The organism is Georgenia sp. X1117, assembly GCF_057784635.1.
Genome location: NZ_CM173492.1, coordinates 434,148 through 455,551, shown reverse-complemented (window position 1 = coordinate 455,551; position 21,404 = coordinate 434,148). Strand labels below are relative to the sequence as shown.

The following is a 21,404-nucleotide window of genomic DNA, read 5'->3' as shown; positions in this document are numbered from 1 at the left end:
CGGTAGCCTCGCCTGCGACGGAGGGGAGTATTCCCCGACCGCGATGTCGTCACCACGGCGGGACCACTCCCGCTCGGCACCGCGGGCCCACCGCAGGTGGGTGGAAGAGACCTCCGGTACCAGTTCTCACGACGTACCGGAGGGTATGCATGGACGTCCACGCCATCGCCTGGATCGGGCTGGCCGCAGTCATCCTGACGATGATCACCATCGACATCGTCGGCCACGTGCGCACGCCGCACGAACCGACCCTCAAGGAATCGGCCTGGTGGTCGATCGGGTACATCGCGATGGGTGTCGCCTTCGGCTTCGTCGTCTGGTACTTCTGGGGCGCCGGGTTCGCGGGCGAGTACTTCGCCGGCTACGTGACGGAGAAGTCGTTGTCGATCGACAACCTCTTCGTGTTCGTCATCATCATCGCCGGGTTCCGGGTGCCACGGAAGTACCAGCAGGAGGCCCTGCTCGTCGGCATCATCATCGCGCTCGTGCTCCGGCTGATCTTCATCCTCATCGGCGCGGCCCTCGTCGAGCGCTTCGTGTGGATCTTCTTCATCTTCGGCGCGTTCCTCCTGTACACGGCGATCTCCCAGGCCCGCCAGGGCGCGGAGAAGCCCGGCGAGGACGAGGAGTACGAGGAGAACTGGTTCATCCGCCTCACCCGCCGGATCCTGCCCGTCACCGACGGTTTCGAGGGCGGCAAGCTGCTCGCCCGCCACCAGGGCCGCACCTACATCACGCCCCTGCTGCTGTGCATCATCGCCCTGGGCGCCGCGGACGTCATGTTCGCCGTCGACTCCATCCCGGCGATCTTCGGCATCACGCAGGAGGCCTACCTGGTCTTCGCCGCGAACGCGTTCTCGCTGCTCGGCCTGCGCCAGCTCTACTTCCTCATCGACGGGCTCCTCGACCGCCTCGTCTACCTGCACTACGGACTGGCCGCGATCCTCGGCTTCATCGCCGTCAAGCTGCTCCTGCACGCCTTCCACGGCTACGGCATCCTCGAGGCGATCCCGGAGCCGAGCATCGCCGTCTCGCTCAGCTTCATCGTGGTCGCGCTGCTCGTCACCGTGGTCACGTCGCTGTACGCCAGCCGCACCGGCAAGGTCGACACCACCCCCGACGACGACCACACCTCAGGCACGACCGGCACGACCGGCACGACCGGCACCGGGTCGCAGGGCTGGGCGAGCGCGCCCGGCACCGACTCCTGGGCCGACAACCCGGGCGAGCACGACGGCTCCTCCGGCGGGCGACGGTAATGGCACCCCGCGTGCCCGGCGCCGCCACCCGGCGGGCGCCGGGCCCCGCCGCGCCCGGCCCGTAGGATCGCCTCGACGGTCCGGGCGAGAGACGAGGGTGTGATGATCGACGACGATCTGTTCGGTCCCGGCGACGGGCCGGACGGACCGACGCCGGACGAGCGGCTGCTCGACGCCCACGTGCGGGTCGAGGTCGAGCTGCTCGGCGCGTTGGCCGACGCCGGTCTCCTGGCCGCCGGGACGGCCTGCGGCAGGTCGGGAGACATCGGGTCGGAGGACGGCGGATCGGGCGGCGTCGCGCGCGGTTCCGCGGGTGACCACTCCCGCGGGGGCGGCCGCGGCACGACGGCGCCGGACGAGCGGCTGCGCGCCGCGCTCGCGGCCGACCCGCCCGCCGACCTCGGCCGCCGCGCACGCACGGGCGGCAACGTCGTCATCCCGCTCGTCGCGGACGTCCTGGCGGCCGCACCGGCGGACCTGCGCCCCTGGGTGCACCTCGGCGCCACGAGCCAGGACGTCGTGGACACCGCGCAGTCCCTCGTGCTGCGGGACGCCCTGCGCCGCACGGCCGCCGACCTGCGCACCGCCGCGGAGCGGGCGGCGGGTCTCGCGCGGGAGCACGCACGCACCCCGCGGGTCGGCCGCACCCTCGGGCAGGTCGCCGCCCCGACGACGTTCGGGCTGACCTGCGCCGGCTGGGCCGTGGGCCTCGATCGCGCCGCCCGGGACGCCGACGCCGCGGCGTCGGACCTGGCGATCTCGCTCTCCGGCGCCGCGGGTGCCTCCTCCGTCCACGGCCGGGCCTGGCCGGCCGTCGCCGAGAACCTCGCGCGGCGCCTCGACCTGCCGGTGCCCGAGGCGCCGTGGCACACCGAACGCTCCCGCGTCCGGTCGGCGGCGGCCGCGCTCGCCGGGGCCTGCGCCGCCGCCGCCAAGGTCGGCACCGACGTCACCGCCCTCGCGGTCACCGAGGTCGGCGAGCTCGCCGAGGGGAGCGCCGGGGGCTCGTCGGCCATGCCGCACAAGCGCAACCCCGTGCGTTCCGCCCTCCTGCGCGCCGCCGGTACGCGCGCACCCGGACTGCTGGCCACGGTGTTCGCCGCCGCCCTGCAGGAGAACGAACGGGCGACCGGTGCCTGGCACGCCGAGTGGCAGCCGCTCGCGGACCTCGTCCGCCTCGGCAGCGGCGCCGCCGAGCGGGTCGCCGAGCTGCTCGCCGACCTCGACGTCGACGCCGCGGCGATGACGCGGAACCTCGACGCCGCCCGCCCGTACGTCATGTCGGAGACCCTCGCGGCGGCCCTGGCCCCCCGGCTCGGCCGCGGGCCGGCCCAGCGCGCCGTCGCCGACGCCCTCGCCGTCGACGACGGGCGCACGCCCGCCGATACCGTCGTCCTCGCCCGCCTGCGGGACCGGGCGGGCGACCTGCCCGAGCTGGCCGACCCCGGGCTCCTCGACCCCACGGCGGCGTTGAGCGCCGTGCCCGACCTCATCGACCGTGCCCTGGCCTCACTGACGGAGGACGCATGACCACCCGACTCGCCCACGCCGTCGACGGACCCGAGGACGCCCCCGTCGTCCTCATGGGGTCCTCGCTCGGGACCGACCGCCGCATGTGGCGCCACGCCGCGTCGGTGCTCGCGCGGCGCTACCGGGTCGTGCGGTACGAGATCCGCGGCCACGGCGCGACCCCGACCCCCACCGCCGGCTCCCCGGTGACCATCGACGACATGGGCGCCGACGTCGTCGCGCTCATGGACGAGCTGCGGGTCGAGCGCGCGCACCACGTCGGCCTGTCCATCGGCGGGATGCTCGCGAGCTGGACGGCGCAGCACCACCCCGAACGGGTCGACCGGCTGGCCATCGTGTGCTCCTCCTCGGTGACCGCGGACCCCGGCCCGTGGCGCGAGCGCGCCGCCACGGTGCGCGAGCACGGGACGGGCGCCGTCGTCGAGGCCGTCCTCGCGAACTGGTTCACCGAGGCGTTCGACGACGCCGACGCGGTCGCCGACCTGCGCGCAGCGTTCCTCGCGTGCGACCCGGAGGGCTACGCCCAGTGCTGCGACGCCATCGCGACGATGGACCTGCGCCCCGGGCTCGGCCGCATCGCCGCGCCGACGCTCGTGGTGGCGGGTGCGCAGGACCGGGCGACGCCGGTGGCGAAGAGCGAGGAGACCGTCGCCGGCATCCGCGCCGGCGGCGGGGAGGCACGCCTCGAGATCGTCGAGGGCGCGGCCCACATCGCCGCGGTCGAGCAGGCCGGCACCGTCACCGGCCTGGTGACCGAGCACCTCGACGCCGCTCGGCCGGACGTGGCGCGCGGTCAGGCCACGCGCCGCGCCGTGCTCGGGGACGCCCACGTCGACCGCGCACGCGCCCGGCAGGGCGCTCTCGACACGGACTTCCAGGACCTCATCACCCGGTACGCCTGGGGGGACATCTGGTCGCGGCCGGGCCTCGACCGGCGCACCCGCAGCGCGATCACCCTCACCGTGCTCGCGGCGCTCGGTCACGAGGGGGAGTTCGCCATGCACGTGCGGGCCGCGCTCCGCAACGGGCTCACGGTCGACGAGATCCGGGAGGTGCTCCTCCAGGTCGGCCTCTACGCGGGCGTGCCGGTGAGCAACCGTGCCTTCGCGCTGGCCTCGGAGGTCCTGCGCGAGGAGGGCCTGCTCGGGACCTGACGACCGCCACGGACCCTCGTGCCCGCCCCCCCTGGGCGCGCCGGGTGAGGGAGCGGGCCTAGTCGAGGCAGAACTCGTTGCCCTCGGGGTCGGCCATGACGATGAAGCCGATGCTCGTCGGCGGCTCGGGCTCGTGTCGGCGCAGCCGCGTCGCCCCGAGCGCCACGAGCCGCTCGCACTCGGCCTCGAGCGCGACCATCCGCTCGGGCCCCCTCAGGTCGGTCGCGGTGCGCACGTCGAGGTGGACCCGGTTCTTCGCGACCTTCTCCTCGGGGACCTGCTGGAAGAAGATCCGCGGCCCCGTCCCGTCCGGGTCCTCGAGCGCCGAGGAGCTGTTGCGCAGCTCGGTCGGCACGTCGTTCTCCTCGAGGAAGACCTCCCACGCCGCGAGCGGGTCCGCGCCGTCGGGCAGCTCGACCCCGGGCGGGGCGGGATGGACGTAGCCGAGCACGTCCCGCCAGAAGATCGACAGGGCTCGCGGGTCGCGGGCGTCGAACGTCACCTGGACGCCGCTGCTCATGACCGACCCCCCGTCGCGACGTTCTGGTGGAGGAAGAGGTCGCGCAGGAGGGCGACCTCGGCGAGGTGGTGGATGAGCTCGCGGTTGATGTGCAGCACCAGGCGTGCCATGGGGGCCTCGGCGAAGGGTCCTTCGGCGGGGCCGCAGTGGCGCGCGAGCCCGTCCTCACCGAGCGCGGCGACGCCGGCGGTCCACCGCGCGTACTCCTCGTCGAGCTGGGCGAGCGCGGTCGCGGCGTCGGGCGCGTACTCGTAGCTCTGGTAGTCGGTCGGGGCGCGGCCGAAGTGGGCGGCGTTGCGCACGGCGAGCACGCCGACGACGACGTGCCCCAGCCGCCAGGCGATCGTCGTCAGGGGAGCCGGGTCGGGCGGTGGGAAGGCGAAGTCGATCGTCATCTCGCCGCCCCCGGCCTGGACCTCGGCGGTACTGCCCCCACGGCGCCGCACGCTCCAGGACGCCGGTGCCGGCTCCCAGAAGTACTCCTCGTCGGTCAGCCCGTCGAGCCGTTGCCGGATCTGGTTCGTCCAGTGCCAGTCGGTCTGGTCGCGGAGGGTCTCGTTCCATCCGATGGTGTCCATACCGCTAGCGTGGCAGCCGACCCGGACCGATTCGTTCCGTGATCGAGGAGAGGGTGGGGGCATGCGCGCCGAGGCGACCACCGAACGGGTGCTGCGGCTGCTCGGGCTGCTGCAGCGCCGCGCGTCCTGGACGGCCCGCGAGCTGGCCGAGGAGCTCGGCGTCACCGACCGCTGCGTGCGCCGCGATGCCGCACGCCTGCGCTCGCTCGGCTACCCCGTGCACGCGACGCCGGGCGTGGGCGGCGGCTACCGGCTGGGGTCCGGGACGCGCCTGCCGCCGCTGCTGCTCGACCCGGAGGAGGCGACGGCCACCGCGCTCTCCCTGCGGCTGGCCGCCGGCGGCACCGTGGAGGGCGTGGCGGAGGCCGCGCTCGGCGTGCTCACCAAGCTCGACGAGGTGATGGCGCCGGCGCTGCGCGTCCAGGTGCGCGCGCTGCACGACGCGACCGCGACCGTGGCGAGCGCCGACGGCGGCGTCGACCCCGAGCTGCTCGTGACCATCGCGCGGGCCTGCCGCGACGCCGTGCGGGTGCGGTTCGCCTACACCGGGCGAGAGGCGCGCACCGGCGAGCGCACGGTCGAGCCGGTCCGGATGGTCACCACCGGTCGGCGCTGGTACCTCATGGCGTACGACGTGGACCGGGACGACTGGCGCACCTTCCGGCTCGACCGGATGGCCGACGTCGTCCGCACGACCTGGCAGTTCCGGCCGCGGGCGCACCCCGACCCCGTGGGCTTCGTGCAGGACTCCGTGACGGCCGGCCCGTACCGGCACGTGTGCCGCGTCCGGCTGCAGGCCTCGGCGCAGGACGTCCGTGCCCTCGTCCCGCCGCAGGTCGGACGGGTCGACGATGACACGGACGGCTGGTGCGTGCTCGTCGCCGGCGCCGACGACCTGGACTGGCTCGCGCTGCACGTGGCCCGGCTCGGTCTGCCGGCCGAGGTCCTCGAGCCGGACGCCCTGCGCGAGGCGTGCGCGCGGCTGGGGGAGAGGCTGACCGCGATGGGTGGCGGCGCTCAGGCCTCGAGCACGACGGCGAGCCCCTGACCCACGCCGATGCAGATCGTGGCCACGCCGATGCCGCCGCCGCGCGCCCGCAGCGCGTGCGCGAGGTGCCCGACGATCCGGCCCCCGGACGCCCCGAGCGGGTGACCCATGGCGATCGCGCCTCCGTGCACGTTGACCTTCGCCGGGTCGAGGTCCGGCCACATCCGCAGGCACGCGATCGACTGCGCCGCGAAGGCCTCGTTGAGCTCGACGAGGTCGACGTCCGCCCACGTCCTCCCCGCCCGCGCGAGTGCGCGGTCGGCGGCCTCGACCGGGCCGATGCCGAACACCTCGGGGGAGACGCCGGAGACGCCGCGCGAGACGATCCGGGCGATCGGGTCCCCCAGCCCCTCGGCGCCCTCGCCGCCGACGAGCACGAGCGACGCCCCGTCGTTGAGCGGGGAGCTGTTGCCGGCCGTGACCGTCCCGTCCTCCTTGCGGAACGCAGGCTTGAGCCCGGCGAGGGCCTCGAGCGAGGTGTCGGCCCGGATCGACTCGTCGCGGGCGAGCTCGACGCCCGGCACGGGGACGACCTCGGCGTCGTAGACGCCCTCGTCCCATGCGGCGGCTGCGCGTCGGTGGCTGGCGAGCGCGAACTCGTCCTGCTCCTCGCGGGAGATCGCGTGCTGGTCGGCGAGGATCTCGGCGCCCTCGCCGAGGGCGACCGTCCACTCCTTCGGCATCTTCGGGTTGACCAGGCGCCACCCGATGGAGGTGGACTCCATGGTCACCGGGCCCGCGGGGAAGGGGCGCTCGGGCTTGAGGACCACCCAGGGCGCCCGGGACATCGACTCCACCCCGCCGGCGAGGACGAGGTCGGCGTCCCCGGCCTCGATCGCGCGGGAGGCCTGGATGACGGCCTCGACGCCGGAGCCGCACAGGCGGTTGACGGTCACGCCCGGGACGCTGACCGGGATGCCGGCGAGCAGGGAGGACATGCGGGCGACGTCCCGGTTCTCCTCGCCGGCGCCGTTGGCGTTGCCCATGACCACGTCGTCGAGCCGGGCCGGGTCGAGGTCGGGGTGGCGGGCGAGGAGCGCCCGCATCGTGTCGGCGAGCAGGTCGTCGGGGCGGACGCCGGCGAGGGACTTGCCGTACCGCCCGAACGGGGTGCGGACGGCGTCGTAGACGAAGGCGGTCATGGGTGGTCCTCTCTCAGGCCTGGTCGGTGGCGTCGTCGATGTCGAGCCCGGTCAGCTCGCGCAGCGCGTCGACGGTGGTGCCGAAGGTCTCGAGCACGCGTGCGCGCCCGCCGCCCAGCTCGAACACGGCCACGTCGGTGTACACCCGGGAGACGCACGCCAGACCGGTGACCGGGTAGGTGAGCTCCTCGACGAGCTTCGGCGTCTTGTCCCTGGTGAGGAGGTTCATCATGACGAACACCTGCTTGGCACCGATGGCCAGGTCCATGGCACCGCCGACGGCCGGGATCGCGTCCGGCGCTCCGGTGTGCCAGTTGGCGAGGTCGCCGCCGACGGAGACCTGGAAGCCGCCGAGCACGCAGGCGTCGAGGTGCCCGCCGCGCATCATGGCGAATGAGTCCGCGTGGTGGAAGTAGCTCGCCCCGGGCAGCTCGGTGACCGGGATCTTGCCGGCGTTGATGAGTTCGTCGTCGATCTCGTCGCCGGTCGCCTCCGGGCCCATGCCGAGCATCCCGTTCTCCGTGTGGAGGGTGACCTGCTGGTCCGGGGTGAGGTGGGCGGCGACCTTCGTGGGCATGCCGATGCCGAGGTTGACGAACGCCCCGGTGGGGATGTCGCGGGCGACGCGGGCCGCCATCTCGTCGCGGGTCAGGGGGTGCTCGCTCATGCCTCGGGCTCCTCGGTGACGTCGTCGTGGGTGGCGCGCGGGACCGTGACCACCCGGTCCACGTAGAGGCCGGGGGTCACCACGGTCTCCGGGTCGATGGTGCCGGTCTCGACGACCTCGGCGACCTGGACGACGGTCGTCGTGGCCGCGGCCGCCATGATCGGGCCGAAGTTGCGGGCGGTCCTGCGGTAGACGAGGTTGCCCACCCGGTCCGAACGCAGCGCCTTGACGAGCGCGAAGTCACCCTTGATGGGGTGCTCGAGCACGTGGTGGCGGCCGTCGATCTCCCGGGTCTCCTTGCCCTCGGCGAGCAGGGTGCCGTAACCGGTGGGCGTGAAGAACGCGCCGATCCCGGCGCCCGCGGCGCGGATCCGCTCGGCGAGGTTGCCCTGGGGGACCACCTCGAGGTCGATCTGTCCCGCCCGGTACCGCTCGTCGAAGTGGTAGGAGTCCGACTGCCGCGGGAACGAGCAGATGATCTTTCGGACGCGGCCGAGGTGGATGAGCCGGGCGAGCCCGACGTCCCCGTTGCCGGCGTTGTTGTTGACGATCGTCAGGTCACCCGCACCGCTGTCGATGAGCGCGTCGATGAGCTCGACGGGTTGACCGGCGGTGCCGAACCCCCCGACGAGGACGGTGGAGCCGTCCGGGATGTCCGCCACCGCCTCGGCGGCGTGCTCGATGAATTCCGGCATCGTGGTGCGTTCCTCCTTGATCGCGGTCACCAGGGTCGATCCTGCCCTCATCGTCCCCCGACCGGGGCGCTCCTGGCGAACGTGCCCACGTCACGCACGCGGGAGGTGCGCGGCGCGCGCTCGCCCGTACGTCCGCGGTGGCGCATCGGATGGGGGACGATCGGCCTGTGCTGCACATCGGTACCGAGGCCCTCACGGTCCCGCTGGACCTGCGCCCTGCGTTCGACGCCGTCGACCTGCTCGGGGTGCTCGCCAACGGCGTCCTCGGCGCCGCCGTCGCGAGGGGGATGCGCTTCGACCTCGTCGGCTTCCTCGTCCTGGGGGGCATCTCCGGCCTGGGCGGGGGACTGATGCGCGACACCCTCCTCCAGGTCCCGCCGGTGGCGCTGCACGACGCGGCCTACCTGCCCACGGCGCTCGTCGGCGCCGTCATCGGCTACCTCATGACCTTCGAGGGCAGGTGGTCCGGGCGCTCGCTCATGGTCGCCGACGCGCTCGCCCTGGGCTGCTGGGCCGCCACCGGGACGGTCAAGGCCCACCACGCCGGCCTGGCCCCGATCCCGTCGCTGCTGCTCGGGCTCATCACCGCCGTCGGGGGCGGCATGATCCGCGACATCCTCGTCGGTCGTCCGCCGGCGGTGTTCGGCGGCAACACGCTCTACGCGGTCCCGGCGCTCGTGGGCTCGGTCATCGTCCTTCTCGGGGCGGTCCTCGACGTCGAGACCATCGCCTTCGCGGTGGCCATCGTGGTGACCGCCGCCTTCGCGCTGCTGGCCCGCTGGCGGGGCTGGCAGCTGCCCGGCCAGGCGCCGCGGCTCGCTCTCCATGTGCGGCGCCGCAGACGACGCCCGCGCGGCTCGCGCCGCCGGTCCCGGCGGGAGGAGGGGCCCGCGGGAGCCGGCGGTCCCGGGGCCGAGGGGCCGGTCGCGGGCGGGTCCGCCTGAGGGGCCGGAAGTGACAGAGCCCCCCCTCGAACGCCTGTGCGAATGTCGGTGCCGTGACCTATCGTTGGTCGGGTGACTGACCGCCTCATCGTTCAGGGCGCGCGCGAGCACAACCTGCGCAACGTCGACCTCGACCTCCCGCGCGACTCCCTCATCGTCTTCACCGGGATGTCGGGCTCGGGAAAGTCCTCCCTCGCCTTCGACACGATCTTCGCCGAGGGGCAGCGCCGGTACGTGGAGTCGCTGTCCTCATACGCGCGCCTCTTCCTGGGCCAGATGGACAAGCCCGACGTCGACTTCATCGAGGGCCTCTCCCCGGCGGTGGCGATCGACCAGAAGTCGACCAGCCGCAACCCGCGCTCGACGGTCGGCACGATCACCGAGGTCTACGACTACCTGCGCCTGCTCTACGCTCGCGCCGGCACCCAGCACTGCCCCGTGTGCGGGGAGGTCGTGCAGTCGCAGACGCCGCAGAACATCGTCGACCAGCTCATGGCCATGCCCGAGGGCACCCGCTTCCAGGTCCTCGCCCCGGTCGTGCGCGGCCGCAAGGGCGAGCACCTCGAGCTCTTCCGCGAGCTGGCCGGGCAGGGCTACGCGCGCGCCCGCGTCGACGGCGAGGTCGTGCCCCTGACCGACGTGCCCGCGCTGGACAAGCGCCGCAAGCACGACGTCGAGGTCGTCGTCGACCGGCTCGTCGTCCGCGAGGGCGTCCACCAGCGTGTGACCGACTCGGTGGAGACGGCGCTGCGGCTGGCCGACGGCATGCTCGTCGTCGACCACGTGGACCTCGACCCCGAGGACCCGGGCCGCGAGCGGAAGTTCTCCGAACGACGCTCGTGCCCCAACGAGCACCCGCTCACCCTGGAGGAGGTCGAGCCGCGCACCTTCTCCTTCAACGCCCCCTACGGCGCCTGCCCCGACTGCACGGGCATCGGGACCCGGCTCGAGGTGGACCCCGAGCTCATCGTCCCCGACGCCGACCTCACCCTCAACGAGGGGGCCATCCACCCGTGGTCGGGCCAGGGCGAGCACTACCTGCGCCAGGTCCAGGCCCTGTCCGAGGAGCTCGCCTTCTCCCTCGACGTGCCCTGGCGCGCCCTACCCGAGCACGCCCAGCACGCCCTGCTGCACGGGCACGAGCACGAGGTCACCGTGCGCTTCCGCAACCGGTTCGGCCGGATGCGGACCTACACCACCGGCTTCGAGGGCGCGATGGCGCAGGTCAAGCGCCGCCACGAGGAGACCGAGTCGGAGTGGTCGAAGGAGAGGTACGAGGGGTACATGCGGCAGGTGCCGTGCCCCACGTGCCGCGGGGCGCGCCTGCGTCCCGAGGTCCTGGCCGTCACCGTCGGCGGGAAGTCGATCGCCGAGCTGTGCGACCTGTCGATCGCGGAGGCCAAGGTCTTCCTCGACGCCCTCGAGCTCGACCGCCGCGAGGCCACGATCGCCGAGCAGGTGCTCAAGGAGATCCACGCCCGGCTGGGGTTCCTCGTCGACGTCGGGCTCACCTACCTCACGCTCTCGCGACCGGCCGGCACGCTCTCCGGCGGCGAGGCCCAGCGCATCCGTCTGGCCACCCAGATCGGCTCCGGCCTCGTGGGCGTGCTCTACGTCCTCGACGAGCCGAGCATCGGCCTGCACCAGCGGGACAACCGCAAGCTCATCAGCACCCTGTCCCGGCTGCGCGACCTGGGCAACACCCTCATCGTCGTCGAGCACGACGAGGACACGATGCGCACCGCCGACTGGGTCGTCGACATCGGTCCGGGTGCGGGGGAGACCGGCGGCAGGATCGTCTACTCCGGCCCCTACGCAGGCCTGGCCGACGCCGAGGGCTCGATCACCGGTGACTACGTGGCCGGCCGGCGCGAGATCCTCGTGCCTGCGGAGCGGCGCCCGGTCGACCCGGACCGTGTGCTCACCGTCGTCGGGGCGACCGAGAACAACCTGCGCAACGTGTCGGTGACCTTCCCGCTGGGCGTGCTCGTCGCGGTCACCGGCGTCTCCGGTTCGGGGAAGTCCTCGCTGGTCAACTCGATCCTCTACACCTCGCTCGCGCGGACGCTCAACCGGTCCAAGCAGATCCCGGGGCGCCACAAGCGCGTGACCGGCACCGAGCACCTCGACAAGGTGGTGCACGTCGACCAGTCGCCGATCGGTCGCACCCCACGCTCGAACCCGGCGACCTACACGGGGCTGTGGGACATCATCCGCAAGCTCTTCGCCGAGACCACCGAGGCCAAGGTCCGCGGCTACGGCCCGGGCCGGTTCTCCTTCAACGTCAAGGGCGGGCGCTGCGAGGAGTGCAAGGGCGACGGCACCCTGCGCATCGAGATGAACTTCCTGCCCGACGTCTATGTGCCCTGCGAGGTCTGCGGCGGCGCGCGGTACAACCGGGAGACCCTCGAGGTCCGGTTCAAGGGCAAGAACGTCGCCGAGGTGCTCGACATGCCGATCTCGGAGGCGGTGGAGTTCTTCTCCGCCTCGACCCGGATCACGCGCTACCTGCAGACCCTGGTGGACGTCGGGCTGGGGTACGTGCGCCTGGGGCAGTCGGCGACCACCCTCTCCGGCGGCGAGGCGCAGCGCGTCAAGCTCGCCGCCGAGCTGCAGCGGCGCTCGACCGGCCGGACGATCTACGTGCTCGACGAGCCCACCACCGGGCTGCACTTCGAGGACATCCGGCGCCTCATGCTCGTGCTGCAGGGGCTGGTGGACAAGGGCAACTCGGTGGTGGTGATCGAGCACAACCTCGACGTCATCAAGTCCGCGGACTGGATCCTCGACCTGGGTCCCGAGGGCGGGTCCGGCGGCGGGCTGGTCGTGGCCGAGGGGACGCCCGAGGAGGTCGCGCGCGTCCAGGGCTCCTACACGGGGGAGTTCCTCGCCGACGTGCTCGACGTCGGCACCTCCGACCGGGTCCCGGCCTGAGAGGTGCCCGTCGGGTGGCGGCGGCGCACGCCACCCGGGTACGGGGGTAGTGCTCCCCACCCGGGTGCACCGGGTACCGACACCGGATCGTTATCGTCTCTCCTCGTCCGGTGGCACCGATCGGGAAGGACGAGCGCGTGACAGGAACCGCCCAGGAGGCGCTGACCCCCAAGGTCCCTCTCGACCGCCTGCTGTCGTTGTTCGAGGCGGCCGAGTGCGGCGACCTCGACGAGTTCCTCCAGCACTACGGCGACGACGAGCAGGACGCCCGGCGCCTCGGTCACCCGCTGCTGCTCGCCGCGCTTGGCAACCCCGAGCCCGCCGAGCGGTACCGGATCGCCGGGTTCCTCATCGACCAGCGCGCGCGCCCGGTCGCCAACCGCGCCGGTTTCGGCCCGCTGCACCTGGCCTTCGCGCGTGCCTGGGCGGACCCTGACATGCTCAGCGACCTGGTCCGCCGGCTCCTCGCTGCCGGGGCGGACCCTGAAGCGGGCACCTACGACGGTCGCACCCCGAGCCACCTCCTCGCCCAGCTGCCGGTGCCGGACGAGCGGGCAGAAGGTCTGTACGACCTGTGGTTCGACGTCGACACCCTCGACCTCGACACCCCCAACGCCTTCGGTGTCGACCCGGTGGACCTGGTACGACGCACCGGGGGCCGACCCCGCCTGCTGCGTCGGATGCAGGAGCACCGGGCCGCCCACGGGGGGAGCGGGCCGGCATCGGCCCACGCCGTGCCCGAGGTACCGAGCCTCATCCTCGGCGCCGGTTACTGCCTGGCCACCCGGCACGTCGTCGAAGGTGCCGCCCCTGTGAGCTGGATGGTGCGTGAGGAGCCGGCGGGGGCGGACGACACCGGGTGGCGCTTCTGGTCCGAGGAGGACGTCCCGCGCTACACGGAGGACCGCCGCCAGACACTCGCGGTCCCCGTGGACGAGGTCGCGGCCATCGACCACTACGTCGTCGGTGCGTGGGGGATGCCGGTCGGCACCCGCCTCGTCGCCGCCCGGGGGTCGGCGGGACGTCAGGTCCTCGACCCCGCGACCGGAGCGCCCGCCGAGCACTACCCCTGCCAGCCCGAGGAGACCCGATGAGCAGCCAGCTTCCCTACGGATCGGCCTTCGTCTCGCCCGACGTGGCCCGGCAGCGGGACGAGCAGAAGAAGAAGATCGAGCAGCAGGTCCGCGACGCCGAGCGCAAGGCCTCCGCGTACGAGGAGTTCGGCCGCCGCGTCCAGGAGGTGCGGGCGGTGGGCCGCAGCCGCGCCGGCGGCGCCGAGGTCACGCTCGACGTGCACGGCGCGATGCTCGACCTCGCGCTGACCGAGAAGCTGAGCGAGGCGACCCTCGTGCAGATCCGCACCGAGCTGCTCGAGGCGAACGACGACGCACGCGCCGAGCTGGCCCGCGCCGTCGACGAGCTCGCACAGGGGGTCGGCGGCACGGACCCCGAGACGGCCGCCTCGCTCGCCGAGCTCTACCGCCCGCGGCTCGGCGGGGACGACGACAGGGACGACGGCGGGGACGACGGCGAGACGCACGGCCGAGGGTCAGGAGTGGTCCGATGAACGACACCATCGACATCAGCAGCGACGAGATCCGGGGGCACGCGAGCAGCGTGTCCACCGACCAGGCAGCGGTGCAGCAGGCCGCCGACGCGGCCGGCAGCGTCAACCTCTGGGACGGCGCCTTCGGGCTCATGTGCACCCCGTTCCTGCCGCCGATCATCGCCCCGTTGACCTCGGTCATCTCGAGCGCGATCGCCTCGGTCGCCGAGGAGATCGACGGGACCGTCGTGCCGCTGCGGGACATGGCCGACTCCTTCGACGAGACCGACGACGACTCGGCCGTCGAGTTCGAGGGCGTGGAGGTCTGACATGTCCGCTCCCAACCCGCTCGTCGCCGAGGCGACCGACTCGTCCACCGCGCTGCAGGGCACCTTCGCGCTCGAGGGCATGGAGGGGGTGGTCACCGGTCTGCAGAACGAGGACTGGGTGGCCGCCTCGGTCTCCGGCCTGACGGCCGTCCTCGACCTCACGATGTTCGTCGACCCCTTCGGCGCGATCATCTCCATGGGCGTGGGCTGGTTGATGGAGCACTTCCAGCCGCTCAAGGGCTGGCTGGACGACCTCACGGGTGACGCGGACGCGGTCACCGCCTTCTCGCAGACCTGGACCAACGTCCAGACCCAGCTCGAGGAGACCCAGACGGCCCTCCAGAGCCACCTCGACAACGAGATGGGCTGGATGTCGGCCGGGGCGATCACGACCTACCGCGCGGTCCAGCAGCGCAACATCGACGCGATGGGGCACTGCGCCAGCGGCGCCGGGGCCGCGGCGATGGCGCTGCAGGGTGCCGCGATGATCGTCCAGGCGGTGCACGACATCGTGCGCGACGCGATCGCCGAGATCGTCGGCGCGATCGTCAGCGCCGGGCTCAAGGCGCTCGTCCCGCCCCTCCTCCCGGAGGCCATCCGCGGCCTCGTCGCCAAGGTGTCGGCGGCGGCGGCGCGCCTGCAGCGCAAGGTCGACGGCGTCATCGACTCCGTCTCCGCCCTGCGCGGCCTGCTCGACCGTCTCGATGGCCTCATGCAGCGCCTCCCGCGGATCCTCACCAATCCGCACGCGGTCATCCCGGCGCGCCCGGGCTGGGAGTTCGCCACACCGCCGACGCCGCGGCCACCGGGAGGCAGCTCGCCGGACGGCCCCGGTTCGCCGAGCACGCCCGGCGACTCCGTACCGGCGGGGCACACCCCGCCCGGATCGACCCGGCCGGGGGACAGCACACCCGGGGACAGCACACCCGGGGACAGCACGCCGGGGGACAGCACGCCCGGTACGGACGGGCCAGGTGCGGACGGCTCGGGTTCCACCGGCTCCGGGTCGGACGGTTCTGGCTCGAACAGCTCTGGCTCGAACAGCTCCGGCTCGAACAACTCTGGTTCGAACGGCTCTGGCTCGAACGGTTCTGGGTCGAACAGCTCTGGGTCGAACGGCTCTGGCTCGAACAGCTCTGGCTCCGGCGACGGAGGCTCGAGCAGCTCCGGGTCGGGCGGCCCTGGTTCGAACGGCTCTGGTTCGAGCAGTTCCGGGTCGGACGGCTCTGGGTCGAACAGCTCTGGCTCGAACAGCTCCGGGTCGGACGGGTCCGGCTCGAGCAGCTCCGGCTCGGACGGATCCGCGTCGACCACCTCGCCGCCGCCCGGCAACGCGGGCTCCAACTCGTCTGGTTCGAACAGCTCGGGTTCGAACAGCCCCGGCTCGAACGGTTCGGGGGCGGACCAGGCGCCGACACCCGCGTCGACCACCCCGGACTCCGGCGGTGGCTCCGGCACCTCGGGCTCGAGCGGATCGACGAGCCCCTCCTCGGGCTCGCCGGCGCCCGCGCAGACGTCCACCCCGGGTTCGGGATCGAGCTCGCCGTCGCCGACCCCGCACTCGGACCCGTCGGTGGACTCCGCGGCCCCCACTGTGCCCGAGGCACGGCCCACCACGACGGCGGCCCCCGAGCCGACGAGCTCGTCGACTCCGGCCGCGACGCCTCGGGCGACGCCGCAGCCGGACGGCCCGGTCGTCGCCAACAACAGCGGCGGCTCGTCGGGCGGCTCCGGTGGTCAGGGTGGCGGCTCGTCGAGCACGTCCCCGGCCTCTTCGAGCGCACCCCGCTCGGCGCCGGCACCCGCCGGCACCAGCCCGGGCGGCCAGACACCGGGGAGCACGGGCTCGACCGGTGGCTCCGGCTCGGGATCCTCCGGCTCGGGATCCTCCGGCTCGGGATCCTCCGGCCCGGGTGCGCGACCGCCCGCCTCGTCGACGCCGTCGAGCCCGAGCTCGCCGTCGAACCCCTCGTCGCCGAGCTCGCCCTCGAGCCCGACCCCTCGTGCCGACGCGAACGGCCCGACGCCGCGCCCGGAGTCGGACACGCCGAGCTCCTCCGACGGCCCGACGCCGCGTCCGGACTCGGACACGCCGAGCTCCTCGGACGCGCCGGGTGGGGACGGTCCCACGCCCCGTCCGGACTCGGACAGCCCGGGCTCGTCCGACGCGCCGGACGCCGACAGCCCGACGCCGCGACCCGACCAGGACGCCGCGGACTCCTCGGGCTCGCCGGACGGGACGGATGCGGACGGGCCGACGCCCCGCGCCGACCAGGACACCCCGGAGTCCTCGGACCCGCCCGGGTCGGACCCCGAGAGCCCGCGCCCGGACCCGGAGTCCGACGGCCCCGACAACCGGTGGGACCCGGAGGAGTCGCCGCGCGAGACGGTCCCGCAGTCCGACGACCGCGCACCGAGCAGCTACTCGGACCAGGACGTCGCCGACGCGCTCGACCGTGCGCCGCGCAACTCGGACGGCGACCCCGTCGACCACCGCACCGGTGAGCCGCTGCGACCCGACGGTGCTGACGGCGGGCGCAACACCCACATGAAGTGGGACCCCGACAACGACGAGTGGGTCCTCGAGAACCCAGGACACGGCGGACCGGACGAGATGCCGCTGACAGGAGAGCCGGACAGCTTCGGCTACGACGCCGACGGCGACAGGCTTCCCTACGCCCAGCCAGGTGCCCGGCCGGACCACGACCCCGACTTCATGGATCGGCTCATCGAGCGGGACCTGCCCGAGGGGCAGGCCACGGACCTGGAGCTCGCGGACGGCGACACGGTCTCGGTCACCCGCACCGATGCTCCCGGAAGCTCGCCCGATGCCACGACCAGGACCGTGACGGTCGAGTACGCCGGACCGCCGCCGCGGACCGAGACCTTCACGTGGGAGGCCGGCGGGCCGGTCCCGTCGGAGCTGCGTGAGCACCTCCAGGCGGGGCACACGTACGGGGACGAGTACTGGCGTCTCAAGCGCGACTACCTCAACGGCGACCTGACTCAGGAACAGTTCCTCGAGGCGTACAACGACCTCGGCAACTACGAGCTCGAGACCGCGTCCCACAACGCCTCGCACCAGGGCGAGAAGCCGTTGCAGCCCGGGGAGATGGATTCACGGGGTCGGACCACACCGTGAGTCGCGTCCTCGCGTCGCGACCCCGTGTGCCAGTGTCGGTAGGAACAGATGGAGGCTGAGGCAGTGACGAAGGAGCGATCCCTGGCATCGGCGGCCAGGTACGGGACGGTCGACGAGGTCCGTGAACGGCTCGCCGTCGACGGCGTCGACGACGTCTCGGACACGGGACTCCCGCCGATCGTCGCCGCGATCTCCAACGCGGACGGCGCGTCGCGCCGCGCGATCATCGACGAGCTGCTGGCGGCCGGGGCCGATGCGTCGGCCACCACGGCCCCCGAGGGGGGCAACGTGCTCCACGTGCTGCTCGCCAGTCGCGGGTTGGATACCGCGGAGAAGGCGGAGCTGGTGCCCCGCCTCATCGATGCGGGCGCGGACATCAACCTGCGCGACGGCGACGGCTGGCGCCCGCTCGCCCTCATGGTCAAGCTCCGGGTCCCGGACACGGAGCTGGCGCCGCTCTACGACGTCGTGCTCGACCTCGACGGACTTGAGCTGACGGAGCCGGCCAACCCGTGGGACGAGTCGGTCCTCGACCATGCCCGCAAGCTTCGCCAGCGTGCCGATCTCGTCGGACGGATCGAGACGTACCTGTCCGCCCGCGGTGTGGACGTGCCGCCCAGGCAGGACCGGAAGGAGGGGTGACCATGCCGGACAAGGTGATCTTCATCGAGGACTCCGGTCGGTGTGTCGTGTCGAACGCCGTGCTCGACGGGTCCGCGCCGCTGAAGTGGATGGTGCGCGACGAGCCACGGCGCGCAGAGGACACGGGGTGGCGGCTCTTCTCCGCCGTCGACACCGAGGACGACCTTCGTGACCCGGACAAGCTCTCCGTCGTCGACTTCAACGACGTGTGCAACGTGGAGCCGGCCCTCGTGGGGATCTGGGGCTTCCCGGTCGGTTCGGACCTGCAGATCGTCGTGGAGGACGGTCGCAAGCGGATCGTCGAGACGGCTACCGGGCGTGAGCTCGACGAGGTCGAGCTCTACGTCCCCGGCGGCGCCCCCACCGTCATCCGCGTGGACGGCGCACCGGACGACGACGCGTAGCGCCGTCCACCCGCGACGGCTGCGCGTCGACAGGGCCGCTCGGGACGCGTTCGCCTGGGTGGGGCTCACGAATGACGACGTGCCCCGGCGCTCCACGGACGGGCTGCCCATGGACGTGACCCGCACCACCTAGAGTGTGGTCATGGGAGCACTGCAGACCTTCGACGTCACGGTGGACTGGACGGGTGCGGACGAGCAGGGGACCACCAGCTACACCTCCTACTCGCGCGACCACGAGGTGCGGGTGGACGGCAAGCCGACCCTGCTGGCGAGCTCGGACCTGCGGGTGCGCAGCGACGTGTCGCGCTACAAGGCCGAGGAGCTGTTCGTCGGGGCCCTCGCCCAGGCGCAGATGCTGTGGTTCCTGCGCACGGCCGCGAAGGAGGGCGTCGTCGTCACGGGCTACGTCGACCAGGCCACCGCCACCCAGCGCATCGAGGGCGGCGGCTCCGGTCCCTTCACCGAGATCGTCCTGCGGCCCAAGGTCACGTACGCCGCCCGGGTGGGGGAGGAGACCGCGGCCCGCCTGCACGCCGCCGCCCGCGACCACAACCACCTCGCCCGCTCCCTCGGGGTCCCGGTGCGCGTGGAGGCCGTCGCCGTCGGCGCGTGACCCGCACGGGGACCCCGGCACGCGAGCGCGGAGGTGACCGCCGCACCGTCGGCCCCCGGACGTAGGCTCGGCCCATGGCCGACCCGTCCCTCTACCGCCCGGCCACCGCGGAGATCCCCACCGACCCGGGCGTCTACCGCTTCCTCGACGAGGACGACCGGGTGGTCTACGTCGGCAAGGCGAAGTCGCTGCGCCAGCGCCTGACGAGCTATTTCCAGGACCTCGCGGTCCTGCACCCACGCACCCGGCAGATGGTCACCACGGCCTCCCGGGTCGAGTGGACCGTCGTCGGCACCGAGGTCGAGGCGCTGACGCTGGAGTACGCGTGGATCAAGGAGTTCGACCCGCGGTTCAACGTCAAGTACCGCGACGACAAGTCCTACCCCTACCTCGCGGTGACGATGGGGGAGGAGATCCCGAGGGCGCAGGTGCTGCGGGGCACCAAGCGCAAGGGCACCCGGTACTTCGGGCCCTACACGCACGCCTGGGCGATCCGCGACACCCTCGACCAGCTGCTCCGCGTCTTCCCCGTGCGCACCTGCTCGCCCGGCGTGTACCGCCAGGCCGCCTCCTCGGGCCGCCCCTGCCTGCTCGGCTACATCGACCGGTGCTCGGCGCCCTGCGTAGGCCGGGTCAGCCCCGAGGAGCACCGGGAGATCGCCGAGGAGATGTGCGAGTTCCTCGCCGGCCGCACCGGCCCCTACCTGCGTCAGGTGGAGCGCGAGATGCGCGAGGCCGCCGCCGAGCACGACTTCGAGCGGGCCGCCCGGCTGAGGGACGACGTCGCGGCCCTGCGCCGCGTCGTCGAGCAGAACGCCGTGGTCCTGCCCGACGGCACCGACGTCGACGTCTTCGGCCTAGCCTCCGACGAGCTGCAGGCCGCCGTCCAGGTCTTCCACGTGCGCGGCGGCCGGATCCGCGGGCAGCGGGGCTGGGTGGTCGACCGGGTCGAGGACATCGGCGACGCCGGTCTGCTCACCCAGCTCCTCGGCCAGGTCTACGGCGAGGGTGCCGCCGCCCCCGGGGGCCGCGCGCCGGACGACCCCCGGTCGGTGGGCACCAAGCGGGCGCGCCCCGACGACGGCGGCGCCACCAGCCCCGACGACGTCGAGCACACGCCCACCACCGCCGTGCCCGCCGAGGTGCTCGTGCCCACCGAACCCGTCGACGCCGCCCAGCTCACCTCCTGGCTCACCCGTCGCCGCGGGGCACGGGTGCGCCTGCGGGTGCCGCAGCGCGGGGACAAGGCCACCCTCATGGCCACGGTGACCACCAACGCCGAGCAGGCCCTCACCCTGCACAAGAGCCGACGGGCGGGCGACCTCACCTCCCGTTCCCAGGCGCTGGCCGAGCTCACCGAGGCCCTCGGCCTGGAGGAGAGCCCGCTGCGCATCGAGTGCTACGACATCTCCCACACCCAGGGCACCGAGCAGGTCGGGTCGATGGTGGTCTTCGAGGACGGGTTGCCCCGCAAGGCCGACTACCGCCACTACGTCGTCCGCGGCGAGGACGGCTCGGGCGCCCGCGACGACACCGCCGCGATGGACGAGGTGCTGCGCCGGCGCTTCACCCGCTACGTGGCCGAGCGGGAGCGCCGCGCCCTGGCCGCGGCCGGCGAGACCCCCGCCGCGCCGTCGGGGCCGGTCGAGGTCGACGAGGACGGCATCCCGCTCGACGTCGGGCCGGTCGACCCCGGCACGGGCCGGGCCCGCCGGTTCGCCTACCCGCCGCAGCTGGTCGTCGTCGACGGCGGCGAGCCCCAGGTCAACGCCGCGCGGCGCGCGCTCGACGAGCTGGGCGTCGACGACGTGCCCGTCGTCGGCCTGGCCAAGCGGCTCGAGGAGGTGTGGCTGCCCGGCGAGACGTTCCCGGTCATCCTCCCGCGCACCTCGCCCGCGCTGTACCTGCTGCAGCACCTGCGCGACGAGTCCCACCGCTTCGCCATCACCCACCACCGCTCGCGCCGCTCGAAACGGCAGACCCGGTCCGTCCTCGACGAGGTGCCGGGGCTCGGACCGGCCCGCCAGAAGGCCCTGCTGCGCGCCTTCGGCTCGGTCAAGCGGCTGCGCGAGGCGACCGTGGACGAGATCGCCGAGGTCAAGGGCGTCGGACCGGCCACCGCCCGCGCCGTCCTGGCGGTCCTCGCCCCGGTCACCACCCTCGACGAGGAGGCCGACGCCGCCCCCGCGACGCCGGGAGCACCCGAGCCCGGGGCCGCGGGAGAGGGGCCCCAGGACGCGTGATCACTGGCACACTG

Annotated in this window: 19 protein-coding genes; 14 read left to right on the top strand and 5 right to left on the bottom strand. The window is 73.3% G+C overall.

Going from position 1 to position 21,404, the window contains the following annotated elements; all coding sequences use genetic code 11:
• Positions 1 to 149 precede the first annotated feature (149 nt).
• From AC3D3D_RS02040 to pcaDC, 3 genes are all read left to right on the top strand, one after another.
• A complete protein-coding gene (locus AC3D3D_RS02040; RefSeq protein ID WP_463662211.1) occupies positions 150 to 1,259 on the top strand; it encodes a TerC family protein in 1,110 nt (369 codons plus the stop codon).
• Between the two features lie 102 nt (positions 1,260 to 1,361).
• Positions 1,362 to 2,789, top strand: a complete 1,428-nt coding sequence (locus tag AC3D3D_RS02035; RefSeq protein ID WP_463662210.1) for a lyase family protein — start codon at positions 1,362 to 1,364, stop codon at positions 2,787 to 2,789.
• Positions 2,786 to 3,943, top strand: a complete 1,158-nt coding sequence (gene pcaDC, locus AC3D3D_RS02030; protein ID WP_463662209.1) for a bifunctional 3-oxoadipate enol-lactonase/4-carboxymuconolactone decarboxylase PcaDC — start codon at positions 2,786 to 2,788, stop codon at positions 3,941 to 3,943. The genes AC3D3D_RS02035 and pcaDC overlap by 4 nt, the downstream gene beginning before the upstream one ends.
• Before the next feature lie 58 nt (positions 3,944 to 4,001).
• Here pcaDC and AC3D3D_RS02025 read toward each other — a convergent pair whose 3' ends face one another.
• A complete protein-coding gene (locus AC3D3D_RS02025) occupies positions 4,002 to 4,463 on the bottom strand; it encodes a VOC family protein (protein ID WP_463662208.1) in 462 nt (153 codons plus the stop codon).
• Positions 4,460 to 5,041, bottom strand: coding sequence for a DinB family protein (locus AC3D3D_RS02020; protein ID WP_463662207.1), 582 nt, complete (start codon positions 5,039 to 5,041; stop codon positions 4,460 to 4,462). Before AC3D3D_RS02020 ends, AC3D3D_RS02025 begins: the two co-directional genes overlap by 4 nt.
• A gap of 61 nt (positions 5,042 to 5,102) precedes the next feature.
• On the opposite strand from AC3D3D_RS02020, the gene AC3D3D_RS02015 reads away from it, so the two are divergent.
• On the top strand, positions 5,103 to 6,089 hold the full coding sequence (locus AC3D3D_RS02015; protein WP_463662206.1) for a helix-turn-helix transcriptional regulator: 987 nt from the start codon (positions 5,103 to 5,105) through the stop codon (positions 6,087 to 6,089).
• Here AC3D3D_RS02015 and AC3D3D_RS02010 read toward each other — a convergent pair.
• The 3 genes from AC3D3D_RS02010 to AC3D3D_RS02000 are packed head-to-tail and all read right to left on the bottom strand — an operon-like array spanning position 6,059 to position 8,593.
• Positions 6,059 to 7,231 (bottom strand): thiolase family protein, encoded by a 1,173-nt coding sequence (locus AC3D3D_RS02010; RefSeq protein WP_463662205.1) that lies wholly within the window; start codon positions 7,229 to 7,231, stop codon positions 6,059 to 6,061. The two genes, AC3D3D_RS02015 and AC3D3D_RS02010, sit on opposite strands and share 31 nt — an antisense overlap.
• 13 nt (positions 7,232 to 7,244) lie before the next feature.
• Positions 7,245 to 7,898 (bottom strand): 3-oxoacid CoA-transferase subunit B, encoded by a 654-nt coding sequence (locus AC3D3D_RS02005; RefSeq protein WP_463662204.1) that lies wholly within the window; start codon positions 7,896 to 7,898, stop codon positions 7,245 to 7,247.
• Positions 7,895 to 8,593 carry a 3-oxoacid CoA-transferase subunit A gene (locus tag AC3D3D_RS02000; RefSeq protein ID WP_463662333.1) on the bottom strand — a complete coding sequence of 233 codons (699 nt, stop codon included), beginning with the start codon at positions 8,591 to 8,593 and terminating at the stop codon, positions 7,895 to 7,897. Before AC3D3D_RS02000 ends, AC3D3D_RS02005 begins: the two co-directional genes overlap by 4 nt.
• 167 nt (positions 8,594 to 8,760) lie before the next feature.
• Between AC3D3D_RS02000 and AC3D3D_RS01995 the strand changes: the two genes are divergently transcribed.
• From AC3D3D_RS01995 to uvrC, 10 genes are all read left to right on the top strand, one after another.
• On the top strand, positions 8,761 to 9,537 hold the full coding sequence (locus tag AC3D3D_RS01995) for a trimeric intracellular cation channel family protein (RefSeq protein ID WP_463662203.1): 777 nt from the start codon (positions 8,761 to 8,763) through the stop codon (positions 9,535 to 9,537).
• Between the two features lie 72 nt (positions 9,538 to 9,609).
• Positions 9,610 to 12,471, top strand: coding sequence for an excinuclease ABC subunit UvrA (gene uvrA / locus AC3D3D_RS01990; RefSeq protein WP_463662202.1), 2,862 nt, complete (start codon positions 9,610 to 9,612; stop codon positions 12,469 to 12,471).
• A gap of 137 nt (positions 12,472 to 12,608) precedes the next feature.
• A complete protein-coding gene (locus AC3D3D_RS01985) occupies positions 12,609 to 13,565 on the top strand; it encodes an immunity protein Imm33 domain-containing protein (RefSeq protein WP_463662201.1) in 957 nt (318 codons plus the stop codon).
• Positions 13,562 to 14,038: a hypothetical protein gene (locus tag AC3D3D_RS01980; RefSeq protein ID WP_463662200.1), complete on the top strand. Its 477-nt coding sequence runs from the start codon at positions 13,562 to 13,564 to the stop codon at positions 14,036 to 14,038. The genes AC3D3D_RS01985 and AC3D3D_RS01980 overlap by 4 nt, the downstream gene beginning before the upstream one ends.
• A complete protein-coding gene (locus AC3D3D_RS01975; RefSeq protein WP_463662199.1) occupies positions 14,035 to 14,346 on the top strand; it encodes a hypothetical protein in 312 nt (103 codons plus the stop codon). Before AC3D3D_RS01980 ends, AC3D3D_RS01975 begins: the two co-directional genes overlap by 4 nt.
• Before the next feature lies 1 nt (position 14,347).
• Positions 14,348 to 17,488: a GH-E family nuclease gene (locus AC3D3D_RS01970; protein WP_463662198.1), complete on the top strand. Its 3,141-nt coding sequence runs from the start codon at positions 14,348 to 14,350 to the stop codon at positions 17,486 to 17,488.
• A 63-nt stretch (positions 17,489 to 17,551) separates the two neighbouring features.
• A complete protein-coding gene (locus AC3D3D_RS01965) occupies positions 17,552 to 18,130 on the top strand; it encodes an ankyrin repeat domain-containing protein (RefSeq protein WP_463662197.1) in 579 nt (192 codons plus the stop codon).
• A 2-nt stretch (positions 18,131 to 18,132) separates the two neighbouring features.
• Positions 18,133 to 18,534: an immunity protein Imm33 domain-containing protein gene (locus AC3D3D_RS01960; protein WP_463662196.1), complete on the top strand. Its 402-nt coding sequence runs from the start codon at positions 18,133 to 18,135 to the stop codon at positions 18,532 to 18,534.
• A 142-nt stretch (positions 18,535 to 18,676) separates the two neighbouring features.
• Positions 18,677 to 19,147, top strand: coding sequence for an OsmC family protein (locus tag AC3D3D_RS01955; RefSeq protein WP_463662195.1), 471 nt, complete (start codon positions 18,677 to 18,679; stop codon positions 19,145 to 19,147).
• A gap of 74 nt (positions 19,148 to 19,221) precedes the next feature.
• Positions 19,222 to 21,390 (top strand): excinuclease ABC subunit UvrC, encoded by a 2,169-nt coding sequence (uvrC, locus tag AC3D3D_RS01950; RefSeq protein ID WP_463662194.1) that lies wholly within the window; start codon positions 19,222 to 19,224, stop codon positions 21,388 to 21,390.
• The last annotated feature ends 14 nt before the right edge of the window (positions 21,391 to 21,404 follow it).

Coding starts and splice junctions, on each gene's coding strand:
- AC3D3D_RS02020 (WP_463662207.1), bottom strand. CDS start 5,041: ATGGACACCATCGGATGGAACGAGACCCTCCGCGACCAGACCGACTGG.
- AC3D3D_RS01970 (WP_463662198.1), top strand. CDS start 14,348: ATGTCCGCTCCCAACCCGCTCGTCGCCGAGGCGACCGACTCGTCCACC.
- AC3D3D_RS01980 (WP_463662200.1), top strand. CDS start 13,562: ATGAGCAGCCAGCTTCCCTACGGATCGGCCTTCGTCTCGCCCGACGTG.
- pcaDC (WP_463662209.1), top strand. CDS start 2,786: ATGACCACCCGACTCGCCCACGCCGTCGACGGACCCGAGGACGCCCCC.
- AC3D3D_RS02015 (WP_463662206.1), top strand. CDS start 5,103: ATGCGCGCCGAGGCGACCACCGAACGGGTGCTGCGGCTGCTCGGGCTG.
- AC3D3D_RS02000 (WP_463662333.1), bottom strand. CDS start 8,593: ATGCCGGAATTCATCGAGCACGCCGCCGAGGCGGTGGCGGACATCCCG.
- AC3D3D_RS01975 (WP_463662199.1), top strand. CDS start 14,035: ATGAACGACACCATCGACATCAGCAGCGACGAGATCCGGGGGCACGCG.
- uvrC (WP_463662194.1), top strand. CDS start 19,222: ATGGCCGACCCGTCCCTCTACCGCCCGGCCACCGCGGAGATCCCCACC.
- AC3D3D_RS02005 (WP_463662204.1), bottom strand. CDS start 7,898: ATGAGCGAGCACCCCCTGACCCGCGACGAGATGGCGGCCCGCGTCGCC.
- AC3D3D_RS02025 (WP_463662208.1), bottom strand. CDS start 4,463: ATGAGCAGCGGCGTCCAGGTGACGTTCGACGCCCGCGACCCGCGAGCC.
- AC3D3D_RS01955 (WP_463662195.1), top strand. CDS start 18,677: ATGGGAGCACTGCAGACCTTCGACGTCACGGTGGACTGGACGGGTGCG.
- AC3D3D_RS02010 (WP_463662205.1), bottom strand. CDS start 7,231: ATGACCGCCTTCGTCTACGACGCCGTCCGCACCCCGTTCGGGCGGTAC.
- AC3D3D_RS02035 (WP_463662210.1), top strand. CDS start 1,362: ATGATCGACGACGATCTGTTCGGTCCCGGCGACGGGCCGGACGGACCG.
- AC3D3D_RS02040 (WP_463662211.1), top strand. CDS start 150: ATGGACGTCCACGCCATCGCCTGGATCGGGCTGGCCGCAGTCATCCTG.
- AC3D3D_RS01960 (WP_463662196.1), top strand. CDS start 18,133: ATGCCGGACAAGGTGATCTTCATCGAGGACTCCGGTCGGTGTGTCGTG.